Source organism: Natrinema sp. SYSU A 869 (assembly GCF_019879105.1).
In the GTDB taxonomy this organism is placed as follows: domain Archaea; phylum Halobacteriota; class Halobacteria; order Halobacteriales; family Natrialbaceae; genus Natrinema.
Genome location: NZ_CP082249.1, coordinates 3,743,908 through 3,760,027 on the forward strand (window position 1 = coordinate 3,743,908; position 16,120 = coordinate 3,760,027).

The 16,120-nt window shown below is 63.2% G+C and carries 14 protein-coding genes; 9 read left to right on the top strand and 5 right to left on the bottom strand.

The window, feature by feature from the left end; translation table 11 throughout:
• The first annotated feature begins 213 nt into the window (after positions 1–213).
• From K6I40_RS26720 to K6I40_RS26735, 4 genes are all read left to right on the top strand, one after another.
• Positions 214–1,080, top strand: coding sequence for a hypothetical protein (locus K6I40_RS26720; protein ID WP_222918415.1), 867 nt, complete (start codon positions 214–216; stop codon positions 1,078–1,080).
• A 184-nt stretch (positions 1,081–1,264) separates the two neighbouring features.
• Positions 1,265–1,612: a winged helix-turn-helix domain-containing protein gene (locus K6I40_RS26725; RefSeq protein WP_222918416.1), complete on the top strand. Its 348-nt coding sequence runs from the start codon at positions 1,265–1,267 to the stop codon at positions 1,610–1,612.
• Positions 1,609–1,920, top strand: coding sequence for a hypothetical protein (locus K6I40_RS26730; protein WP_222918417.1), 312 nt, complete (start codon positions 1,609–1,611; stop codon positions 1,918–1,920). Before K6I40_RS26725 ends, K6I40_RS26730 begins: the two co-directional genes overlap by 4 nt.
• A 349-nt stretch (positions 1,921–2,269) precedes the next feature.
• A complete protein-coding gene (locus K6I40_RS26735) occupies positions 2,270–2,653 on the top strand; it encodes a universal stress protein (RefSeq protein ID WP_222918418.1) in 384 nt (127 codons plus the stop codon).
• 27 nt (positions 2,654–2,680) lie between these two features.
• Here the strand turns inward: K6I40_RS26735 and K6I40_RS26740 are convergent, their stop codons facing one another.
• Positions 2,681–4,705 (bottom strand): hypothetical protein, encoded by a 2,025-nt coding sequence (locus K6I40_RS26740; protein ID WP_222918419.1) that lies wholly within the window; start codon positions 4,703–4,705, stop codon positions 2,681–2,683.
• A gap of 270 nt (positions 4,706–4,975) precedes the next feature.
• Between K6I40_RS26740 and K6I40_RS26745 the strand changes: the two genes are divergently transcribed.
• The gene (locus K6I40_RS26745) at positions 4,976–6,157 is read left to right on the top strand and encodes a DegT/DnrJ/EryC1/StrS family aminotransferase (protein WP_222918420.1); all 1,182 of its coding nucleotides are present in this window, start codon (positions 4,976–4,978) and stop codon (positions 6,155–6,157) included.
• A 206-nt stretch (positions 6,158–6,363) separates the two neighbouring features.
• Positions 6,364–7,809, top strand: a complete 1,446-nt coding sequence (locus K6I40_RS26750) for an NAD-dependent epimerase/dehydratase family protein (protein WP_222918421.1) — start codon at positions 6,364–6,366, stop codon at positions 7,807–7,809.
• A gap of 36 nt (positions 7,810–7,845) precedes the next feature.
• Here K6I40_RS26750 and K6I40_RS26755 read toward each other — a convergent pair whose 3' ends face one another.
• The 3 genes from K6I40_RS26755 to K6I40_RS26765 all read right to left on the bottom strand — a co-directional run bounded on the left by K6I40_RS26755 (position 7,846) and on the right by K6I40_RS26765 (position 11,645).
• A complete protein-coding gene (locus K6I40_RS26755) occupies positions 7,846–8,634 on the bottom strand; it encodes a VOC family protein (RefSeq protein WP_222918422.1) in 789 nt (262 codons plus the stop codon).
• Positions 8,635–8,682: 48 nt separating this feature from the next.
• Entirely contained in the window at positions 8,683–10,380 is a 1,698-nt protein-coding gene (locus tag K6I40_RS26760) for a Na+/H+ antiporter NhaC family protein (RefSeq protein WP_222918423.1), read from the bottom strand.
• Between the two features lie 152 nt (positions 10,381–10,532).
• A complete protein-coding gene (locus K6I40_RS26765) occupies positions 10,533–11,645 on the bottom strand; it encodes a GTPase (protein WP_222918424.1) in 1,113 nt (370 codons plus the stop codon).
• Between the two features lie 228 nt (positions 11,646–11,873).
• Between K6I40_RS26765 and K6I40_RS26770 the strand changes: the two genes are divergently transcribed.
• The 3 genes from K6I40_RS26770 (at position 11,874) to K6I40_RS26780 (ending at position 14,523) form a co-directional block, all read left to right on the top strand.
• A complete protein-coding gene (locus K6I40_RS26770) occupies positions 11,874–13,511 on the top strand; it encodes a hypothetical protein (protein WP_222918425.1) in 1,638 nt (545 codons plus the stop codon).
• A gap of 90 nt (positions 13,512–13,601) precedes the next feature.
• On the top strand, positions 13,602–13,835 hold the full coding sequence (locus K6I40_RS26775) for a UPF0058 family protein (protein ID WP_222918426.1): 234 nt from the start codon (positions 13,602–13,604) through the stop codon (positions 13,833–13,835).
• A 484-nt stretch (positions 13,836–14,319) separates the two neighbouring features.
• Positions 14,320–14,523 carry a hypothetical protein gene (locus tag K6I40_RS26780; protein WP_222918427.1) on the top strand — a complete coding sequence of 68 codons (204 nt, stop codon included), beginning with the start codon at positions 14,320–14,322 and terminating at the stop codon, positions 14,521–14,523.
• Between the two features lie 271 nt (positions 14,524–14,794).
• Here K6I40_RS26780 and K6I40_RS26785 read toward each other — a convergent pair whose 3' ends face one another.
• Positions 14,795–16,120: a tRNA(Ile)(2)-agmatinylcytidine synthase gene (locus tag K6I40_RS26785; RefSeq protein ID WP_222918428.1), complete on the bottom strand. Its 1,326-nt coding sequence runs from the start codon at positions 16,118–16,120 to the stop codon at positions 14,795–14,797.

Sequence of the window (16,120 nt, forward strand, 5' to 3'; positions counted from 1 at the left end):
CAAGTAGCCATTAGAGTACGGTGTTGTCCTAGATGGAGTTTGTAATTGGAAGTGAGTATATCATATCTATATTTATAACTAATATAAGGGTACTTGCTGGAGAATAATATGGGGTATACTATGCAAGAGACGAACTCTTGTGAGAGACGATCCGTCTTGAAACGCGTCGGTGGCCTTGCCACGTGTATCACTGCGGCTGGAACCCTCACCGGAATGGCAGCGGCGTCGGCCCCTGAAAACTACTTCAGTAGCCAGTCAACTGACAACCTCGAGGACAGGCACCGTTATCTCGCGGGAATCAACAAGGAAGGCACGTGGCCGAATTCGGATTACACGACCTGGTACGACTCTACGCACAAACTCAGCGTCGGTCAGTACCGCCCGTTCACTCGCGGGAACGACGACGAGATCGTCCCATTCCGAATCTCTTCTCAGGCGTTCGCGGAGGGAAGCGAACAGTGGGGCGACGGCGAACGGACGACGGACCTTTCCGAAACGATCGCTGCAGATGGCCTCGCTGTCAACGTCCGAAACGTCGACGGTGCGTCGAAAAGCGATCTCAGCCAGTGGATCGGTAACCCCACAGAGAGCGACTACGTCGCAGTCCGAAACGCGAGCGGGCCGATGGAGGACGTCGACGAAGATACGTCAGAAGCCAGTGACGTGCTAGGCTGGGGCCTGAGCACGATGATGAGCTTTTCCAGCGTTCCCCTCTCTGTAACGAGTGCGGCTTCGCTCGTGACCGCACTCGGTACGACCCCGCCGACGCCGCAGAAGCCCTACACCGAATGGGATCCGTGGCCCCACTGGGTCGACGACCCGATGTTCCAGTCGTTTGTTCGACATGACGACGGGCGAACAAACGGCGGCACGTCGGAGATCAGCCAGTATCTCCATTGGGGGCTCCAGAAGCCACAGGACGCTACCGTGGAACTGGAGATTTTCGCGTCGACCTACCAGATAGCGTGTCCGGTCGGATCCGGTGAAACGACACCCGGCTACGAGTGTGCCGACGGATCCGGTGATTACGAGACTGGCGGCGTCGATACGTTCAGTCGCGTCTACAATATCGAGGTCTGAGCCCTCGCTGCATCTCTTGAGGTGACTCGCAGTCAGTGGCCATTCGTCGTGATTCGCTGGAGAACGTCGGCTACCGATGGATCTCCACTTCCTGAAGTGATTCTCTCGGCGGCACGATCGTATTTTCTCATTCAGAAAAACCGGACCGCTTTTCATAGCCATGCCGAAACGAACAGCTATACCAGTGAGTGAGGAAACAGACCTGTCGACATTGCTCGCGGTTCTCGACGATGAGTACGCACGGGATATCCTCACTCACACGAGCGTCGAACCCATGTCTGCCAGTACATTGAGCGAACGGTGTGACGCGTCTCTCCCAACGATCTATCGGCGGCTCGATCGGCTCGAGGAGTGTGACCTCGTCACTGAAGAGACGGAACTCGCCTCCGACGGCAATCACTACAGCGTCTACAGTGCGAACCTCGACCGACTAGAGCTGTCGCTGGAGGATGGCTCGTTCACTCTCGAGTTGACGTATCGCGAGGAAGACGTCGCCGACAAATTCACTCGTATGTGGGAGGGGATGCGATGAGTCGGAAGATCGTCCGGATCGACGAGGCGACGTTGTTCGAGTTGTTGACAGTTGCCAGTCTCTTCCTCGTCGCACTCTTCGGAACCATTATCGCGTACCAGGCTTACCGGGGCTACCGACGGAACGACGCGTCGTCGATGTTCTATCTCGCCGTCGGACTCCTCTTGCTGACGCTGTGTCCCTTCCTGGTCAACGTCGCGATGACGACGTTCATCAGCCCGGATCGGATCGTCATCGCACTGCTCGAGAATGTGAGCCGACTGTTCGGACTGGTTGCGATTACCTACTCGCTGTACGGACACCACTGACTGACGCGTCACAATCGGCAAACGTGTAGGGCCGAAGCCATCCCGATATCACCGGTTCTGCTGGCAGTGAGGAAGGGGTCGAACGACGCATCACGCCCCCGCGCGAGGGGGAATCGCGGGGGCGTAGGGGGCAGCAGGCGTCGTGACCCTGGGATGATCGGATGCGGGGAAGCTCGGGGGACCACCAAGGCGTGCGGGGCTGGCCTCTCTCGTCCCCCGTGCGTACCGTACCCGGCCGTCGTATTAGTACTGCGAGCGCGTTTTCTGGGTCGGAAAATACGACAGTCGTCGCCGACTAGCAGTCGCCGCGTTCCACAGGGTTCTTCGAGATCGTCGCCATAGCGTCGCTATGCACTACCTCGTGGGAACCGACTCCATCCACACGACAGCGGCGATCTGTGACTATCTCGGCGATCGGGTGACCCCCGGCGACACCGTGACCACTGTCGCCGTCGCGCCGCCTGACGACCCGACGGCGCGTCGAGACGCCGACGAAGCGCTGAACGTCGCTCCCGTCCGACTCGCGGCCGCGGGTGACGTCGAGACGGAGCGTCGATCGGGGTCCCCGGCAACGGTGCTCCTTGAGACGGCGGGGGAGTTCGATGTCGACGAGATCGTTATCGGTGTACACAGTGGTGATCCCGATGCGACGCGGGAACTCGGCTCGAGCGCGCAGCAGGTCCTCACTGACGCGAGCCGGCCGGTCGTCGTCGTTCCGATTCCGGACTTGTAGGAGTCGAACGTCGACTCCGGAGCCGACTCACAGCTCTCCGTTGTATGCGTCTTCGATGTACTCATCGCCGTACCTAACCCGAACCTTCAGTGGCGGGTCGGATCGTTCGAGTTCGTCGACGACCGTTACGGTATCGTCCACGGCGAACGTCCCGTCCAGTCGTTCGTCAAGCGGGACATCGGTTTCCTCGTCGTCAACGTGGACTTCCGCGACGAGTTCGGACGCGGGAAGCGACGGGCCGCCGTTATGGACGAGCGTTACCGTTCCGTTCTCGACCGTGAGATCGAACGTGACCGACGGTCGTGCGACGCCGCTGCCAACGTGGTGGCCGTCCTCGCCCCAGACGACTTCGATGGTCGTTCCGACGGCCACTCCCTCGAGTTCGACCGTGTCACCGTCGGAGACCGTCTCATCCGCATCGCGCCACTGCGCGGCCGCCGGATCACCGTCGCGCAGGACCGTATACTCCGCGGCCGGTCTGGTCCGGTCGTCCGCGAGGGTGAGTTCGATGGTCGCCGTCTTCGTTTCGTACTCGTAGTCGACCGCGACGTCTCCCGGCGGTCGGATCCGTTCGTTGGCGAGCGATCCCTGAAGCGTGTCGCTGTCCCAGCCCACGATAACGAACGTCCCGGGGTCGACGTGCTCTACGGTCGCCTCGTCTCCGGCCGAGAGTTCGGAGCCGGTCCACGGCGTGGTCGTCCGGAGCGGTTCCGCGTCCGGGTCGGCCACGCGGTCACTGTCGCGAAGCGCGAGCGTGACGTGATCGCCGTCGAGCGGGAACTCATCCTCGTAGCGGACCGACACCGCCTTGGCGTCCGGATCGTAGTCGAACGTGAACTCGAAGTGGCTGTACAGTTTCGTCTCGGCAGTGCCGCCGTGTTCGGTCTCGTGACGGAGGGTGATCGGCATGTTCGGTTCGGCGTCCTCGGTCGCCACCTGTATCGTATCGCCGCCTTCGATCTCCGCCTGCCCATCGGCCCAGATCGCCTCGTCGTAGGGTTCACCGTCGAGTTCGAGCGTGAGTTCATCGACCGGCGTCGGATCGCCCTCCAGGACGTCGATCTCGACGTACTTCGCGTCGCTATCCAATTCGCCGGGGCTGAGCCCGCTCGGACTCTCGTGTGCCCCAGCGCGTCGCTCGGCTTCGAGGTCGCGAGGGACCGTGGCCGTCAGGAGGGAGCCGTTGACCTCGGTGGAGCCGTCGACGTCCCGATTCCCCATGACGGTCTCCTCGAACTGATCGACCAGCGCGTCCGTGACGAGCGACTCGTCGACGAGCGAGAGACCGTGATGGATCTCGAGCGTGTCCGGCCCGGCTACTGTCGCCGCCAGGATCATGTACTCGCCGTCTTCGGACTCGAGCTCGTCGTAGGTCCGCGACCACTCGTCGGCCGTTATCACGGACCGTACGTCGGCGTCCGGAAAGGCTGCGAGCGCGTCATCGAAGCGGGGAGCTGCTTCCCGAACCGCGTCCCCGTCGCCGTCGTGTGCCTCGAGCGCGGCATCGATCGTCGATTCCGAGTCAGCGAGGAAGACGATGTTGTCGGTGATCGCGACCACGGCCTCGGCCGCGAGCGGCGCGAACTCGTAGTCGGTCCCGGTATCGTGTTCGCGCGTGGCGAGTGCGCTCTCGAGGGCAACGTCGAGGTCTCGTTCCGGGTCGAAGTCACCGCCTTCGGGTTCGAAAACCGAAAGAAACGGTGACTCGGGTTCGTAGCCCATGACGGTGACGTGTTTCGAAACAACCACGGCGTCGTCGGCGAACAGGTCCGCGATCCTCGTTTTATGGGTGATGTCGAATCCGCCCACGAGGTCCCGGATGCCGGCGTCCCGGAAACGCGACTCGTTTACTGCCGCGAGCGATGTGCGCTCTCCGACGGTGTCGCCGGGCACGGCAGCGAGCAGGTCGGCGAACGAGCCATCGAAGTCGGGACTGTTCATATCGACGGACGATTCGTCGGTATCGTCTCCAAACGAGAGACAGCCGGCGGTTGTGACGACGAACGCCGAACCAATGCCGTTGAGGAGGGTTCTGCGGGGACGATCTCGCATGTGAATAGGTTTTAACAGGGTGGCACAAGTACGTTATTATAACTCCTTGTATTAGTAACTAGTATTTGCTCCTTCGCCCCGTTCGCTGTCGATCGGTTTCCACATGATTCCGGACGGAACTCGCGGTGTGGGGACGCTCCAGTGTCCTCTCAGTCTCGCTTCGCGAGCGGTCAGGTCGCTCACGGACTCCAATCGGACGTCAGCCACTCGTACCCATTTCGGGGGTAACGAGCTGCTACTTAATTCACGTGTGCACGAACAACATAGTTGATGAGTGACTCGATACCGTTGTTCGAAATCCCATGGGACCAGCGGGACGTGGCCAACGCCGTCGACTCGATCACACGGGGCAGTTACTGGGCGAACGGTCCCTACGTCGAGGCGTTCGAAGACGGCCTCGAGGAGTACTTAGGCGTCAACCACGCGGTGACGGTCAACTCGGGAACGACGGCGGTGGTTGCAGCGCTGACGGCCTACGGCGTCGGCGAGGGGGACGAGGTGATCGTCCCGTCCTTTACGTTCATCGCGACAGCCAACGCCGTTCGGCTCGTCGGCGCGACGCCGGTGTTCGCCGATATTCAGCGCGAGGCATACGGGCTCGATCCGGCGGCCGTCGCCGATGCCATCTCCACGGAGACGGCGGCAATCCTCCCGGTCCATCCCTACGGTGCGCCCTGCGAAATCGATGCACTCGCGGACCTTGCCACTGACGCGGGGATTCCGCTGATCGAGGACGCGGCCGAAGCGTTCGGAGCCGAGTATCGAGGCCAAACGGTGGGAACGATCGGCGACGCCGCCGCGTTGAGTTTCTGTCAGAACAAGATTCTCCCGACGGGCGAGGGCGGTGCCGTCGTGACGGACGACGACGATATCGCCCGGCGGGTCGAACGGTACCGATCGCACGGGCGCGCGTCCAACGAGTACTTCAATTCGGCAGATAGCGGTGAGTACGTTGGTCTCGGGACGAACATCCGAATGTCCGATCTCGTCGCCAGTATCGGCTGTTCCCAACTCGAGAAGGTCGATGACCTCATCGCGGGTCGGCGATACGCGGCCGAGCAGCTGTCGACTGCGCTGGCCGATGTTCGCGGCGTCGAACCGCATACGGCTGCTGGCCGCGGCCGCCACGTATATCAACTGTACACCGTCACCCTCGAACCGGACGTCGACCGAGCGGCCGTTATCGATGCGCTGGCCGAGCGAGATATCGCGTCGAAGATCTATTGGGAGCCCGGCGTCCATCGCACGCGAGCGTACCGCGACCGGGATGGTCCCCAGCCGGACCCGCTTCCCGTCACTGAAGACGTGACCGGTCGCGTGCTTTCGTTGCCGATGCATCCCGAACTGCGGCCCCACGAGATCGAGCGCATTGCAGCCGGCGTCAGAGCCGGGATCGAACGCGGTCGATCGACCGTCTCGCGGATCGGGCCTCGAGGGATGCCATCCAACTGAGCGACGGGACGTACGCATGGCCGTCGGTCCGGTCGCTCCGTATCGACTGTCACTTCTTTTCAGATTAACCGAACTGCCCGCTTCAGACCCTCTCTCGCCGTCCAAATCGACTCATAACAAAGGGGGACCGTCCGGTTGCAGTGACCACGCCGCGTCGGCGTCAGTACGGGGCCGACCCCTGCGGCAGTCGAAGTCGATACGTACCCATGAGATGGCCAGTCACAGCAGACGACGGGACGTCGATTCGCGAGGCAATGGCCCGGATCGATCGCGCCGGCTCCGGCGGGATCGTCCGCATCGACGGCAAGAATCGGGTTGTCGGTACCGCGACGGCCGAACGGCTGCGACGACAACTGCGGGCGGGCATCGCAGTTGACGCGCCGCTGTCGGCCGTCATCGACGAGGAACCGTCCACCCGCGAGGTGGACGAGACGGACCGATCGAGCGACGCTCTCGAGACCGAGACGGATCGAATCGATCCCGTGGTCACACCGGTCGTCGATGTGGACGGGATTCCTGCCGATGGATCGACGGTAGCCGACGGGGTTGAACGGATCTGCGAGACGGACCGCGAGTCGACTGCCGTCGAGACAGTCCTCGTCGTTGGCGGCGCGGGGTATCTGGGATCAGTCCTCTGTCGACGACTCCTCGAGGACGGATTTACCGTCCGCGTGCTCGATCCGGTGTTGTACGGCGAGGGCGGAGTTGCAGCCCTGCTCGATCGGGATCGGTTTTCGCTCGTCCGCGGTGACGCTCGGTCTGTGGCGACCGTCGTCGACGCGATCGAAGGCGTCGATGCCGTCGTTCATCTCGGCGGCATTGTCGGCGATCCGGCCTCCGAACTCGATCCGCGGAAGACCCTCGAGTACAACTATCACTCGACACAGCTGCTGGCGTCGATCTGCAAGTATTACCAGCTTAATCGGTTCCTGTTCGCCTCGACCTGCAGCGTCTACGGACGGGCGGCGACCGAGAGCGGGCGCTGTGACGAGACGTCGCCACTCAACCCGGTCTCGCTGTACGCCCGGATGAAGATTCAGTCCGAACAAGCGCTTCGCGATCTCGCGGATGGAAACTTCTCGCCGACGATCCTCCGGATGGCGACGATTTACGGCCGGTCGCCCCGAATGCGATTCGATCTCGTCGGTAACGTTCTGCCCGCGAAGGCGTACAACGAGGGCGTCATTCCGGTGTTCGGGGGCGACCAGTACCGGCCGAACGTCCACGTCGCCGACGTCGCACGTGCGTACGTCGAATGTTTGACTGCCCCCATCGATGACGTGGGTGACACCGTCCTCAACGTCGGTTCCGACCGGCAAAACTACCGGATCGACGAACTCGCGACGATCGTCTCCGACTGCGTCCCCGAGTCCGCCATCGAGTACCACGACGACCGGACGGACGACCGAAGTTATCGGGTGTCTTTCGACAGAATCGGCGACGTGCTCGGATTCGAGCCCGAACTGACCGTTCGCGACCACTGTCGGGAGCTCACGGCCGCGTTCGAGGCCGGCGAGTTCGACGACTACACCGCCGATCGGTACAACAACCGCGCGACCCTCGAGGGGCTCAACGAGTTCGAGGACGCGGCAGCGGTGCCCGACCACCACGAGCCCCCGCCGCGCGAGACGCCTCCCTCGAAGCGCACGTGATCGGGCGACCGGTATCGAACCGACGCTGCCACGGCTTTAGAACGGGAACAACGTGTCGGCCTCGAGATCGCGCTCGATGAGTTCGATTTCGTGGCCGTCCTGGTCTTTAGTGAAGGCGTACATATTGTCGCAGCTCTCGGGATCACGGTAGTCGGCGGCTTCTCGTTCCATGAGCTGGTCCCAGTCATCCTCGAGGTCGTCGATGCGGATACAGAGGTGGCCCCAAGCGTCGCCCATCTCGTACGTGCGGCCGTCGTAGTTGTAGGTGAGTTCGACGGACATCGCTTCGTCGGCGGCGTCTGCGGGTTCGACGAAGTAGTTCGCGAAGGAGTCGGCCTCCCAGCGGCCGACCTCGTCGTACTCGAATTTACGGGTCCAGAAGCCCAGCGCCTCGTCGGCGTCCTCGACACGGATCATCGTGTGGTCGAGCGACCAGAGCGCACCGGTCTCGCGCTGGACGATCTCGATCTCGTGGCCGTCGGGATCCTTCACGAAGGCGTAATTCCCGCCACAGGACTCGGGGTCGCGGTAGTCCTCGACGCCCTCGTCCATGAGCTGCTGGTAGCAGTCCTCGAGTTCGCCCTCGGGGACGCGGACTGCAATGTGGCCCCACGAATCGCCTACTTCGGGCTCCTCGCCCTCGTTGTGGGTAATCTCGAGCATCGCTCCGTCCTCGTGCATCTCCTCGGGCCCGAGATAGACGATGGTGAAGCCGTCGCCCTCGTAGCGATCTTTCTCCTCGTACTCGAGGTGCGTCTGGTACCAGTCGAGCGATTCCTCGAGGTCAGCGACGCGGATCATCGTGTGATCGAGCGTTCCGTCCATACGCGAACGGACACCTGCATGCTCCAAAAAATTGGCGAAGGCGGCGGTCTACTCGGACCTGTCCGGCGAATCCGCGTCGAGTTCGGCCTCGGGGCCGGGGGTCTCGGTGGCCGGGGTCGTCGCGACCGGCTCGAGCCCCTTTCGGTCGGCGTCGAGTTTCGAGAGGCCGACGACGAGACCGACGAGAGCGAGGACGCCCAGCGGCAGGAAGACGATCGGCGGGATGCCGAGATAGCCGTTGAGCAGATAGCAGCCGACGACCACGAGGAAGACGGTCAGTGCGTAGGGCAGTTGCGTGCGCACGTGGTCGATCAGATCTGCACCCGAAAACGTCGCGGAGAGCACCGTGGTATCGGAGATCGGCGAAGCGTGGTCGCCGAAGATCGCCCCGGAGAAGACGGCACCGACGGCGACCGGCACGAGTTCGAATCCGGTCCCGAACTCGTAGGCGACCTGAATGGCGATGGGGGTCACGAGCCCCATCGTTGCCCACGACGATCCCATGGTGAACGCGACGAACGCGGCGACGAACAGGATGAGAACAGGGAGCAACTCCGTCGTGAGGTACGGCTCAGCCACGTTGGCGACGTATTGGCCGGTGCCGAGCGTCTCCGCGACGCTGCTGATCGTCCACGCGAGCACGAGGATCGTCACCGCCGTCAGCATGATGCCGAAGCCGTCGATGACGGTATCGACGCCGTCGCCGATATCGAACAGGCCATAGGCGAGTCCGATCGCAATCGCGGTCGCGACCATGGCGAACGAGCCCCAGATCAGCGCCGTCGCGAAGTCGCCCGCGCCGACGATGTCGATCAGTACCTGCGTGAACCCTACCTCGTCCACGGCGGCACCGAACGCTGTCGGCGCTCCCGACTCGGCCTGGCTCGAGAGCCAGGACTGATAGCCCGTCCAGAACGCGCCCGCGAGCGTCACCCCGATCAGGACGACGACGGGCGCGAAGAACGTCCGAAGCATCGGTCGTTTGTCGATCGGTTCGCCCAGGTCCTCCTCGACCTTCTGGAGCGGCTGTGCACCCTCGCGGTTGACCGCCCCCGTCGTCCGCGCGCGATGTTCGGCGTCGAGCATCTCGCCGTAGTCCCGGCCGGTGTAGACGACGATGCCGACCATGACGATCGCCAGCAGCGCGTAAGTGTTGTACGGAATCGATCTCACGAACGTCGCGAACGCTGTCGGTGCCTCGCCCGCGACGCCCATATCGTCGTAGGCGGTACTGATCAGTGACAGCTGAAACGCGACCCAACTCGAGATGCCCAGCGTTGCGACGGGTGCCGCCGTCGAGTCGACGATGTAGGCGAGTTTCTCGCGGGAGATGCGCAGCTCATCGGAGAGCTCACGCATCGTGCTCCCGACGATGGCCGTGTTGGCGTAGTCGTCGAAGAACATGACGAGTCCCAGTCCCCACGTGGTCAGCCCGACGGTCCGCTGGCTCTCGAGGTGATCCGTTGCCCAGCGGCGGACGGCGATCGCGCCGCCGAGCCGCCAGATGAGCGCGACGCCCGACCCCAACAACAACGTGAAGACGAGGATTTGGACGTGAAACCCCTCGTCGACGATGATCGCGCTAACGATCCAGTCGAATGTCTGTGCGATGCCGAGACTCTCGGTGTAGACGACCGCGCCTGACCAGATGCCAAGAAACAGTGCCAGCATCGGCCGGCGGGTCACGATCGCGAGGACGATCGCGAGCAGCGGCGGCAACACCGAGAGCGCCCCGTACGTAGCCATAACTATCTAGTCTTCGGGCCGCCGGATATTATTGATCGTTCCGATCCGGGTAGTGTCGATCCAATGATTATTCTGCATCGAATACCGACGGCACGGCTGATCGAGTTGTCGGCCAAGAGGCCTCGAGAGCGGGGCGACGAACCCGACCGGTACTACCGCCGCAGAATCAGCTTCAACACGTCCTCGTCCTCGAGGACGTGGTCCTTTCCGACTTGCTGTTGATCGTGGGCCGCACTAGGGCCGGTTACACGGGCGAAGCGGAACCGCTCTTCCATCTCGCCGCCGAGTTTCTCGATGGCCTCGCCGACGGTGGTCCCCTTCGGAATGACGAGGGGTTCCTCCCAGTCGATGCCGCGGCCGGGTTTCTCCATGTAGACCCGGATCAGCCCGAGTCGCTCCCAGATGCGGTCTTTGAACACGTCGAGGCCCTTCTCCTCCTCGGCGCTGATGAAGGTGACCTCCTCGGGGTCTAAGTCGCGCTGGCGCAACTGCTCGTCGACCGTCTCCTTGTAGTCGGGATCGATCAGGTCGACCTTGTTAACGCAGGTGATCGAGGGGATGTACTCCCGGTTGTCCATCAGGCCGTCGACCAGCCGATCGATGGAGACGTTCTCCTGGAGGTTGACGACGGCGTTGACGTAGCCGTGCTCGCGGATGACCTGCTTGATCGTCTCCTCGTCTAAGTCCTGGTCGGTGCTCGAGGTGATCTTGATGCCGTCTTTGATTTTCGGGCGGACCGTGACCTTCGGGGGCTCCTGATCGACGCGGATGTTGATGTCGTATAGTTCTTCCTGGAGCCGGTCGTACTGCTCGAGTTCGAACACCGACAGCATGTAGATGATCAGGTCGGCGTTGCGGACGACCGCCAGCACCTGCTGGCCGCCGCCTTTGCCCGCCGCCGCGCCCTCGATGAGTCCGGGGACGTCCAGCATCTGGATGTTCGCGCCACGGTGGTTGAGCATCCCCGGGTTGACGTCCAGCGTCGTGAACTCATAGGAGCCCGTCTCGCTCTCGGCGTTGGTCAGCGAATTCAGCAGCGACGACTTGCCGACGCTCGGAAACCCGACTAAGGCGACGGTCGCGTCGCCGTGTTTCTCGACGGAATAGCCGCCACCGCCGCCCGACCCGGACTGCTGGGTCTCGAGTTTCTCCTTTTTCTCCGCGAGCTTGGACTTCAGCCGGCCGATATGGGCCTCAGTCGACTTGTTGTAGGGCGTATTGGCTATTTCGTCTTCGATTTCCTCGATTTCATCCTCGAGCCCCATTTGTCAGTATGCAACCGGTCGGGCCGAAAAACCCTTTCGAGACACACGTTGGCGACGCCGCGATTAGCCCGAACGACCGCGCTTCCCTCGCCGTCGACGCGCGGCCACGCGATCGTGGTATCGGATCTGCCACCGTCTTGCAGTCGAACTGGATACTCGTTTCCTCGACTATGTTCGTATCGCCAAGGTTGTGTTAGCTATACCGTCCCATACTACGTATGACATCACATGCGACGACGCGAGTACGTTACGGCAGTGGGGAGTAGCGTGGGTGTCCTCGCGACGACGGGGGTGGGAACCGCACAGACGGCTTCTCTCGAGCGCGTCTACCCGGCGGATAGCGAGACGGCCGTTCGACCCGGCGATCGAATCGGCTTCGAAGTGGTGGCGACGCCGGGCGTCGACTCTCCGGCGGCTGACTGGCGGGTCGACGGGTCGGACAGGGGTGCGATCGCACCGAACGCTCCGTTCTGGAGTTACACCTCTATTACGGGGAATCCGGCCGCGTACGGCCGATTCGACGAGTCGGGAACCCACGACGTGAGCGTCACGGTCGGCGGGACAACCGTCTCTTGGACGGTCGAGGTTACGCCGCACGCACCGGCAGCCCCGAACGCCGACGTGACGTGCGACCCCGGACCGGACGCCACGATCACGGTCCGCGACGAGGTCGACGTGACCGCATCGGCGGCCGACGGTTCCGGGAGGCTCAATCGACTCTTCTGGCAGGAGGGACGCAACGCCACGTACGTCGACCGGACTGACCTGTCGGGGTCGACGGCGACGACGACATACACGACGACCGGGGGCAACGCCATCTGGTTCATCGGCGGCTATCCGATGATCGCGTGGGTCGCCTGCCGCGACGGCCGACTGACGGCCGCACGGACCGATGGACCGGCGGTCGATGCGTTCCGAAACGTCGCGATCACCGGGACGAACGCGCCGGTTCGGGCGGGCGAGGACCTCCTCGTCGAGGCCGAAGTTGATCCCGAGGGAAGTTCCACGTATCACGGATTCGTCAACGTGGAGACCGACCTGATCGTCGGCCACAACCCCACGCACGTCGACAGCAAGACGGTCGAGGTGTTTACGGGAGACACCGAGACCGTGCAACTCGAGTTCACGACGGCGACCGTCCGCAACACGCAGACCTTCCCCGTCCGCGCCGAAACGCGAGACGACGTTTCGGAGACCGACGTCACCGTCATTGGGACCGAAGACGACGGGTCGCAGGGTCACCTCGAGGTGACCGGTCTCGAGACGGACGCGCCCGTGACGGGTGGGGAACGGCTCGAGGTGACGGCGACGCTGTCGAACACGGGTGACGGGCCGGCCGACCGCGAGGTCGAACTCGTCGTGGGTCACGATCCGACGACCGTCGACACGCAGGCGGTGATCGTCGATGCGGGCGAGACGACGACCGTGTCGCTGGGATATGAGACCTACCCGGTCGAGAACGACGACGAGTTCCCCGTCTACGTGCAGACGGGCGACGATACCGCGTCCCAGACGGTGCTCGTCCACGGACGGAGCGGCGACGGGAACGGCGGAAGCGGCCAGGCGACGTTCGCGGTCTCGATCACCGGGACGACCGCGCCCGTCAACGGTGGCCAGTGGCTCTCGGTCTCCGCCGCCGTCGAGAACGTGGGTGACGGTGACGGGACGCATGACATCGAACTCGTGGTCGGCCGGACGCCCGAGGTCGTTGACGGAACGAGCGTGAGTCTTTCTCCCGGCGAGACGCAAACGGTGTCGCTCGGCTACGAGACCTATCCCGTGAACAACGACGACGTGTTCCCGGTGGTAGTGCGGTCGCCACACGCCAGCGACACGCGGACGGTGACGGTCTACGGAACAGGCTGATCACGTTCCCGAACCGATCGATACCGGCTCTCGACGGTACGCTTTCAGGCCGAAGATTCACGGATGAGAGTCCACTTTCGGTCCGTGGGAATGCGCCACGATGAATGGATGAATCTCCACGCGTTGCTACGGGAGATTCGGACGTATATAGAGCACCGAGGGGACGCCTCCCCTGACGCGTTCGCCGCGTATGACTATCAAGACACTCGACCGATGCATCTCCACCGGCAGAAAACCGAGCATAAGCGGGCGGCTCGCCTCCTCCTCTGGGGGATCGTCCAGTCAATCGAGACAGAGAGCAACTTCGCCGTGGCCCACCGTTGAGTTCGTTACGGTCCGCTCGCTTCTCTCATCGTCGACCCGTTTTCGCAACAGAAAAGGTATTGTCGGTCAGCGATCCCCTCGGAATGGGTGACGCTCGCCGAACGCACCCGGTAGCGCGGTCAGTTCGTCAACGGATTCGGTTCGGTGATCGCTCGCGGTAGCACGATCCGACGCCGGGCCTGCCCCATCGAACTGGGATTTCGTCTGTCGCTGCCGCCAGTTACCCGGGAGTTCGGGGGCAGACCATATTGGTGTATGTCACCAACAACCATAGCTGGGCTGCATGCCAACGCCAGCATCGTTCGGATCGGCGGCGATATCTACTGGAACCGTGTAATCCTCACCCCGACAGTGTTTGACTGTCGAACTATACTGCGATCGCTATGGCCATAGTGCGCTATTCCCGGACACTACCACCCAATTAAATTACCGATACCAACAGGACTTCGATACACATAAACGACCAGCGGAGGATATTCTACGTATGTCAAACGCGTCGCAGCTGCGTGACAGCACCCAGATCGTCCTGCCGCGGGAGACGCTCAAGGGGCTTGAGTCGCAGCTCGACGACGAGTTCACGGTCACCGTCTTCCCGGAGGGAGACGATTACTGCCGGATCATCGGCAGCCCTGTCGAAATCAAGGAAGCGAGCGAGTTCCTCGCTCGCCACGGCGTCAGCGTCCGCTGATCGCCGGCGTCCATATGATAGCGGGCCGATCGGTTTTCCAGCATCCATTCTCTGAAATCTGATCGAACGCGAGGAGTCTCGAGAATCCGTATCCGTCTCGGACGAAATACGCGATACCTGTGGCACTGTGAACAACCTCGGCTACGAGTACTGTGTCGGCTGTATCGATGAGTTCCGAGGGGCCGTCCGGCGGACGACCCAGAGTGTGTTCCCCGGTCAACGCGGTATCTTCTAAGTCGAGTTACCACGACAGCCGCCCGGCCGTTCGGTATTACCGCTCCGGATGCGTCGGCGCGTCGAACCCGCCCCGGACGAGCGGCGTCGCGATGTGGCGACGCGCACACGGAGGTACCTCGTACCAGCCCATCTCGAGGTCGCGCTCGAGTGGCCGCTCGTCTTTCTCCGCCGCGCTGGTCCCGCAATCCCGACAGCGATAGCCCTGATTCCGGCCGGCGCTCTCCATCGTCCGCTCGCAGCCGGGACAGATCGGCGTGACTCGCTCGGTTCGGACGAGGTCGCGGACGGCAACCTTCTCGAGTTTGAGCGTGCCGCTGGCGACCTCGCCACAGGCAGTGATCAGATCCCCGACGCGGAGCGCTCGCACGCGATCGCGGAACCGCTTCGTCGGTTCGAATGCCGCACAGGTGAGTCGCTCGGCTGACCGGTCGCCGTCCTCCTCATCGCCGTCTTCCCCGTCGGCGGCGGCCGGCGGTTCGATATCGACGAAAACGTGGCCGCCGCGGCGCGTTTCGGGGTCGCTCGCCACTCGTCCCTCGACTCGATAGGCCCGGTCGTTCTCGACGGTGCCGATCGATCCGTCCTGGAGATGAACGTCTGTCCCCTGATTGGTCACGAACAGCCGGCTCGCGGTGACGGATTCGCTCTCGATTCGGTCGGCGACCGCTTGAACCGCATCGGGATCATCGCCGCGGATTCCGTACAGGATAGGCCCGGGCGTGTGGGGCACGCAGACGGTCTCATCCTCGCCGCGGTCGACCGTGTCCCACACCGCGGGATAGCCCCAGTCAGACGCGGCGAAGACGCTCTCGTGGTCCACCTCACGGGGCATTCCCCAGCGGTCGGGCTCGCGGTACGAAATGTACTCATGGGTCCACTCCTCGAGCGCTGCCCAGGCCCCGATGGCGGCTAGCGCACCGATTCGGCCGCGGCCGTTGCCGGCGTGCCACGACCGATAGTCGCGGCGCTCGATCAGTGTCACGGCATCGGCCGGCTCGAGGTGGTCGCGGATCGCCGCGCGCGCGAATCGACTCATGTCAGCGGGGATCGCACCCTCCTCGGGGGCATGGTCCGCCACGACCAGTCCCGGATTCGTCCGCTCGTCGTCGGTTTCGGCGAGCGACTCGAGCCGGTCACGGGCAATCGCGAACGCGCGGTCAGGATCGCAGTCGGTGTGGATCGCTAGCGAGGCGTTGCCCCGCGTCTTGTACTCGACAGCGGGATTGAGCCGAACGAGGAGCACTCGAGCGACGGACGCGTCGCTCTCCCGGCACAGCTGTTCGGCGATCGTCGCGGCGACGTAGGTCGTGCACATCCCCCGCTCGCGCGAATCGGTATCGTCGATCCCGACGATGGTCAT

What these genes read in the sequence shown, in the direction of transcription:
- K6I40_RS26720 (WP_222918415.1), top strand. Translation starts at nt 214, where the DNA reads ATGGCAGCGGCGTCGGCCCCTGAAAACTACTTCAGTAGCCAGTCAACT.
- K6I40_RS26730 (WP_222918417.1), top strand. Translation starts at nt 1,609, where the DNA reads ATGAGTCGGAAGATCGTCCGGATCGACGAGGCGACGTTGTTCGAGTTG.
- K6I40_RS26735 (WP_222918418.1), top strand. Translation starts at nt 2,270, where the DNA reads ATGCACTACCTCGTGGGAACCGACTCCATCCACACGACAGCGGCGATC.
- K6I40_RS26740 (WP_222918419.1), bottom strand. Translation starts at nt 4,705, where the DNA reads ATGCGAGATCGTCCCCGCAGAACCCTCCTCAACGGCATTGGTTCGGCG.
- K6I40_RS26745 (WP_222918420.1), top strand. Translation starts at nt 4,976, where the DNA reads ATGAGTGACTCGATACCGTTGTTCGAAATCCCATGGGACCAGCGGGAC.
- K6I40_RS26750 (WP_222918421.1), top strand. Translation starts at nt 6,364, where the DNA reads ATGAGATGGCCAGTCACAGCAGACGACGGGACGTCGATTCGCGAGGCA.
- K6I40_RS26755 (WP_222918422.1), bottom strand. Translation starts at nt 8,634, where the DNA reads ATGGACGGAACGCTCGATCACACGATGATCCGCGTCGCTGACCTCGAG.
- K6I40_RS26760 (WP_222918423.1), bottom strand. Translation starts at nt 10,380, where the DNA reads ATGGCTACGTACGGGGCGCTCTCGGTGTTGCCGCCGCTGCTCGCGATC.
- K6I40_RS26765 (WP_222918424.1), bottom strand. Translation starts at nt 11,645, where the DNA reads ATGGGGCTCGAGGATGAAATCGAGGAAATCGAAGACGAAATAGCCAAT.
- K6I40_RS26770 (WP_222918425.1), top strand. Translation starts at nt 11,874, where the DNA reads ATGCGACGACGCGAGTACGTTACGGCAGTGGGGAGTAGCGTGGGTGTC.
- K6I40_RS26775 (WP_222918426.1), top strand. Translation starts at nt 13,602, where the DNA reads ATGCGCCACGATGAATGGATGAATCTCCACGCGTTGCTACGGGAGATT.
- K6I40_RS26780 (WP_222918427.1), top strand. Translation starts at nt 14,320, where the DNA reads ATGTCAAACGCGTCGCAGCTGCGTGACAGCACCCAGATCGTCCTGCCG.
- K6I40_RS26785 (WP_222918428.1), bottom strand. Translation starts at nt 16,120, where the DNA reads ATGACCATCGTCGGGATCGACGATACCGATTCGCGCGAGCGGGGGATG.